Below are 6,195 nucleotides of genomic sequence, written 5' to 3'. Positions count from 1 at the left end.
ATGAAGCTTTGGTTTTGATTTTTTAGGTAAGCTTATGAATATTTCTCTAAAAAATAAAGAGAGAGAGTTACTTTAGCAACTCCCCCTACCATCTGGGTGCATCTATTAATATCATGTCTCAACATCTATTATAAAGTCAAGGTTTTACTTTAAAGATTCTGTAAAAAATTAGGTTTAATTATGAAGCTTTGGTTTTGATTTTTTAGGTAAGCTTATGAATATTTCTCTAAAAAATAAAGAGAGAGAGTTACTTTAGCAACTCCCCCTACCATCTGGGTGCATCTATTAATATCATGTCTCAACATCTATTATAAAGTCAAGGTTTTAGTTTAAAGATTCTGTAAAAAATTAGGTTTAATTATGAAGCTTTGGTTTTGATTTTGAGTTGATGATCTGAATTGATATTGCCTTAAATAAGAAAGAGAGAGAGTTACTTTAGCAACTCCCCCTACCATCTGGGTGCATCTATTAATATCATGTCTCAACATCTGTTATACAGTCAAGGTTTTAGTTTAAAGATTCTGTAAAAAATTAGGTTTAATTATGAAGCTTTGGTTTTGATTTTTTAGGTAAGCTTATGAATATTTCTCTAAAAAATAAAGAGAGAGAGTTACTTTAGCAACTCCCCCTACCATCTGGGTGCATCTATTAAGATCATGTCTCAACATCTGTTATAAAGTCAAGGTTTTAGTTTAAAGATTCTGTAAAAAATTAGGTTTAATTATGAAGCTTTGGTTTTGATTTTGAGTTGATGATCTGAATTGATATTGCCTTAAATAAGAAAGAGAGAGAGTTACTTTAGCAACTCCCCCTACCATCTGGGTGCATCTATTAATTAGAATCTCTCAATATCCCTAATAGAGTCAAGGTTTTACTTTAAAGATTCTGTAAAAAATCCGCCTTTTCTTGTAAAACTTTTGTAAAGTAGAACAAATACAATTGAATCTGTTTCTAATAACGATCACTAGACAACAGTCCCTCACTATCTGCTTTAGAATCATCTCATCTGAGGGAAATCCAAGGGAAACGGCACTAGCCTACAGCTAGGAAGGTTTGATAACTCAGGTTAGGGGGTTAATTCTGTGTTTGACAGAGTGAAGGTGAATACCCTTATTGATGAGTGAGTCAATATAACAGACTTGATGGTCAGTTGCCCAGTATTCCAGTTAAGCTTGAGTCAATTGGGTAATTACTGGGTAAAAAGCCGATAACTTAATTTGAACTAAAGGCTTGAAACCACGTGAAAATAAGGACTTGAATTCGATGGGGGCGGTGGGACTTGAACCCACACGACCGTTTAAGGTCAACGGATTTTCATCCTCTCGCAGCTTTCGCTACTGCTGTTGAACATCTATCTGTCCAGCTAGCTTTGAGAATTGGACTCTCCCTTTACCCTCGCCTTAACGTTAGGGTAGCTCCCGTCGAGTCTCTGCACCTTCCTAATTCAATAAACTAGGCTTGGCTCAGGATTGCCTTGTCTGTGCGTCAGATTTAGGTTTCCCTGAATTTGAGAGCAGTCACTTGAGAGATTTCTCGCCTCAAGGCTCAGTTTTCTAAGTCCGTAGCGTCTACCATTCCGCCACGCCCCCAAGTTTTCACGGTTCTATTCTGTCTTCAAAAGACAGTGTTCTATACAATAGCACGACCCATTAAATTTGTGCAAGCTTTTTGATCAACCGTTGAACTCATGATCTCAAAAGCCATGAAGATCACGATTTAAGACAGCGATCGGGTGTAATAATGGTTCAATGTGCAAAGATGACATCACATCTATTTTTATCTGTTGTTGAATCTGATCACAACTATGTCTATCACATCTCCGATCGCTATTACTTTGATTCTGTATGCGGCTCTAGCGGGTGCCTATCTTTTAGTCGTTCCCGCCGCAGTCTATGCCTATCTCAACAGTCGTTGGTATGTGGCTAGCTCTTTTGAACGGGCTTTCATGTACTTCCTGATGTTCTTCTTCCTACCGGGAATGATTGTCCTCGCCCCGTTCCTTAACTTTCGTCCCAAACCTCGACAGATTGAGAGCTAATGCGACGAATTGATGCGATTGGAATCGGAATCGGAGTCTTTGCAGCTGGGGGGATCGCTTACCTGATCTTACAAGCGATTGGGCTAGAAAGCGTTAATGCTGGAATCTGGAGTCAAGTTTTATTAGTCGCTAGCTTAGTCGGCTGGTTATTGAGTTATCTATTTCGGGTTTTCACCCAAAGCATGACCTATAACCAACAAGTCCAAGATTACGAAGATGCGGTTTTGCAGAAACGCTTGGAAGAAATGACTCCCGAGGAGTTAGCCCAACTCCAAGCTGAAGTCGAACAAGAAAATCTTAGCCGTCAGAACACGACAGAAAACTAATACTTTCCTCATTCCTCTGTTGCTAATCACCGATTCCTTCCCACCCCAAACGATAAACTATGATCTCTGTTTCTGAAAAATTTGAGTCGTTGCGACACTCGCAGTCTACTGACTCAACACAGCGTCACTGTGCTTTAATTCCCTTTATTACCGCAGGTGATCCGAATCTCGAAACAACCGCTCAAGCCTTGCAAGTATTGGATCAAAATGGGGCGGATATGATTGAGTTAGGCGTTCCCTACTCTGACCCTTTAGCCGATGGGCCAGTGATTCAAGCCGCAGCGACTCGCGCTTTACAACGGGGAACTCGTTTAGAAGCGGTGCTGGAAATGTTACATACCGTCAGTCCGAGTTTAAAAGCACCAATTATTTTATTTACTTATTACAATCCGATTTTATATCGAGGAATTGAACCGTTTTTGCAACAAATTTATAATGCTGGGGCGCGAGGCTTAGTGGTTCCAGATTTACCCTTAGAAGAAGCCCCTAGTTTGTTGCAACCTGCGAGTGAAATGGGGATTGAAGTGACATTATTAGTGGCGCCGACTTCTCCAAAAGAACGCATTGAAATGATTGCTCGTCAGTCTCAAGGGTTTATTTATTTAGTCAGTGTTACCGGAGTGACGGGAATGCGAACTCAAGTTCAAACCCGAGTTCAAGATTTACTCCAACTGATGCGAAGTGTCACCGATAAACCGATTGGCGTTGGGTTTGGTATTTCTCAACCCGAACAAGCCCGTCAAGTCCGGGATTGGGGCGCTGATGCGGTGATTGTCGGGAGTGCGGTTGTCAAACGGTTAGCCGAAGGAACACCTTCACAAGGATTAGAAGCGATCGCTCAATTTTGTTCAAGTCTCAAAAAAGCAGTCACTTGATCGAGTGGTATAAATACAATAATCACCCCAAAAAATTGGGGTGAGCCGATTAGATGACCCTGATGTTATATTTTTATATAGATGACCCCGATCAATTAACCCTCTAATCAACTAGCTGATGAATAGACTCGATTACAAATATTTGAAGTCTTGTCTATTCAATAAAAAAAGAACGCTGGAAGTTTAGTGCTCCCATAAACACATCGCTTCCAGCTCCTTGAAACCCTCGTAATGTGCCTTTCTATATTTCATTATTACAGGCAGTTTTTGAGATTACAAGAGGTCTTTTGCAATCACCCACTTTTCTGGGATTGCTCTGAGCTTAATAACCCAAAACGCCCTGTCTCTAAAGCTTCTAACTCTGCAACTGCTTTGTATTTTGCTGATCGGGTTTGGATCTATCTGTCCCCTAAATGTCTTTGTTGACAAAATATTTAGGGTGTGATATAGGACAAAAATAATCTCAGAAATATAACATCCGCTAAAAAGAAGTTGAGGGGTAATACCCATCTTTAATATATCGAATTCCTGATCACCCGTAAACTGATTCGTCCGATTTCTCCTTTTTAAAGTTCCCGCTTAATATAGTCATAGATCTAACTCACGCACTTTTCGCAATCTCTCCCTCTGTTGTGGTGACAATCGATCAAGAAAGCCCAAATCGTCATAGTCTTGTCGAGAGTGTTAGCCTTCAAAAACAGCGCAAGATCTATCCCCAATTTCCAGCCCAATTATAGAGCGATCATTCACCTCAAAAGCCAGTCATTCTTCGTCCATCGAACCCAGAAACGATTCTTGACAAAAGCAACAACCCGCACCCTTTATCCCCAGTCCACAAAAGAAGACAATAGAGCCAGACCCTTGTAGATAGGAGAGTTAAATTTCCGATCCTCAACTTTCTTTCAATTAGAAATAAAGCTATATTTGGGAAAGTAGATTAGACCCTCCCTTCTGCGAGAAACCTCTAATTTTAAAACATTGAAAATTTTATGAAAATCTTAATGATCTCAGCCACATTTCCTTATCCACCCACCCGAGGCGGAACTCCCATTCGCACCTTTAACTTACTGCGGTATTTAAGCCAACGACACCCCGTTACCCTCGTCACCCAACGGAGTGAGGATGTTTCCGATCAAGAAGTCGAGGAGTTGCGCCAGTATGTCGATCAATTAGTAATCTTTCCCCGTCCCCACTCCGATCAGACTCAAGCCGGAACCTGGGCGAAAATCAAACGTTTTGGTGAATTTGTTTTAGAAGGAACCCCTCCCAGTGTACGCTCAATCTACTCACCCGCGATGCAAGACTGGATCGATCAATGGGTCAACTCAGGTTACTGTGAAGCGATCACCTGTGAACATAGCGTGAATGAAATCTTCGTGCGTCAAGCGTGGAAACAACAGCTAAAAACCGTTGTAGACGTTCACAGTTCAATTTATGGAACCTGTCGCCAACAATTAGAAACCCACACAGCAGAAAAGCCGCTGCGCGATCGCTTAAACCTTCCGTTACTCCACCGCTACGAAAAACGTTACTGCTCAAAATTTTCTTTAATCGTCGCCACAACCGTTGAAGATCGCCACCAACTCCAAGCGTTCAACCCCGAAGCCACATTTGAAATCATCCCTAACGGCGTAGACTTAGATCAATTTCCTCTGCGTACACAAGATCCAGGAGGACATCGATTAATCTTTGTCGGCACAATGGACTATATTGCCAATATTGATGCAGCTCGTTATTTTAGTTTAGAGATCTTTCCCCAACTCAGAGAACGTTATGGTGAGGCGAAACTCGTCCTCGCCGGAGCCAGACCTGTACCGGAAGTCTCAGAATTATCGAAAATACCTGGAATTGAAGTTACAGGACGAGTCCCATCAATGGCAGAATATTTACATCAAGCAACTGTTTGTATAGTACCGATGCGAATTGGTTTCGGAATCAAAAATAAAACCTTAGAAGCCATGGCCGCAGGCGTGCCTGTTGTCGCTAGCAATAGCGGTTTAGAAGGACTCGCCGTCGATGGAGCGAATGTACCGTTACGAGCCTTACGGGCCAATACCACAGAAGAATACATCGCTGCCATTAGCCAACTTTTCGAGGACGCTCAACTCAGGCAAAAATTGTCTGAAAATGGCCGAAATCTGATCGAGAGCGAATACACTTGGGAACGAGTCGGTCAACGCTATGAACAAGTTTTATCTTTTTGAGGGGGTTTGGGAGAGCTATGACCGAAACCGTACCTGTACTCAGGTCGGTGTTGGGACGGGGCGTATAAACTGCGCGGGAAACCCACGCAGACAGCCCCTCATCCATGGACTCCCCCAGTTAAGTTTAGGGACATTGAGTCCCGTAAACTTCACATTTAGTGCTGTACTATTGTCCAGTAAAGCTACTATAATACCGGGATGCTGACACTTACTCACCGTTACCGAATCTATCCAAACACCACTCACGAGCAACAACTCATTGAGTGGATGGAAATTTGTCGTGGTGCATTTAACTATGCGTTGCGAGAGATCAAAGATTGGTGTAACAGTCTTCTGTGCTTGGTCGATAGATGCTCTCTTGAAAAGGAGTATATCCTCTCTGCTGAGATGAAGTTTCCTAGCGAAATTCAACAGCTTAACAACTTGCCGAAAGCGAAGAAAGAATTTCCCGAATTGGGCAAAGTTCCTTCTCAAGTTCTTCAACAAACTATTAAGCAGTTGCATAGAAGTTGGGAATATTTCCAGAACAGAGGATTTGGTTTTCCACGCTTCAAGAAGTACGGACAATTTAAGTCGTTGCTTTTTCCTCAATTCAAGGAGAATCCAGTAACGAACTTGCACATTAAGCTGCCCAAGATTGGAGCAATCCCAGTCAACCTGCATCGTCCTATCCCAACAGGATTTGTGGTTAAGCAGGTGAGAATTTTGAGAAAAGCTGACCGATGGTATGCGTCTATCTCCTTGCAATGTGA

The 6,195-nt window shown here is 42.0% G+C and carries 5 protein-coding genes; all 5 read left to right on the top strand.

Annotated elements, in window-relative coordinates; translation table 11 throughout:
- The first annotated feature begins 1,804 nt into the window (after window positions 1–1,804).
- Entirely contained in the window at window positions 1,805–2,038 is a 234-nt protein-coding gene (ndhL, locus tag M595_RS26790) for an NAD(P)H-quinone oxidoreductase subunit L (RefSeq protein ID WP_009786559.1), read from the top strand.
- Window positions 2,038–2,364 (top strand): DUF3007 family protein, encoded by a 327-nt coding sequence (locus M595_RS26785; RefSeq protein ID WP_023069730.1) that lies wholly within the window; start codon window positions 2,038–2,040, stop codon window positions 2,362–2,364. Before ndhL ends, M595_RS26785 begins: the two co-directional genes overlap by 1 nt.
- A gap of 59 nt (window positions 2,365–2,423) precedes the next feature.
- On the top strand, window positions 2,424–3,239 hold the full coding sequence (gene trpA / locus M595_RS26780) for a tryptophan synthase subunit alpha (RefSeq protein WP_023069731.1): 816 nt from the start codon (window positions 2,424–2,426) through the stop codon (window positions 3,237–3,239).
- Window positions 3,240–4,228: 989 nt separating this feature from the next.
- The gene (locus M595_RS26770) at window positions 4,229–5,443 is read left to right on the top strand and encodes a glycosyltransferase family 4 protein (RefSeq protein WP_023069732.1); all 1,215 of its coding nucleotides are present in this window, start codon (window positions 4,229–4,231) and stop codon (window positions 5,441–5,443) included.
- 198 nt (window positions 5,444–5,641) lie between these two features.
- Window positions 5,642–6,195: RNA-guided endonuclease InsQ/TnpB family protein (locus tag M595_RS29790; RefSeq protein ID WP_152983647.1), on the top strand; the 554-nt coding region annotated here is incomplete at its 3' end.

This window comes from Lyngbya aestuarii BL J, from assembly GCF_000478195.2.
Taxonomy (GTDB): Bacteria; Cyanobacteriota; Cyanobacteriia; order Cyanobacteriales; family Microcoleaceae; genus Capilliphycus; species Capilliphycus aestuarii.
This window is presented reverse-complemented; position numbering and strand designations above follow the sequence as displayed.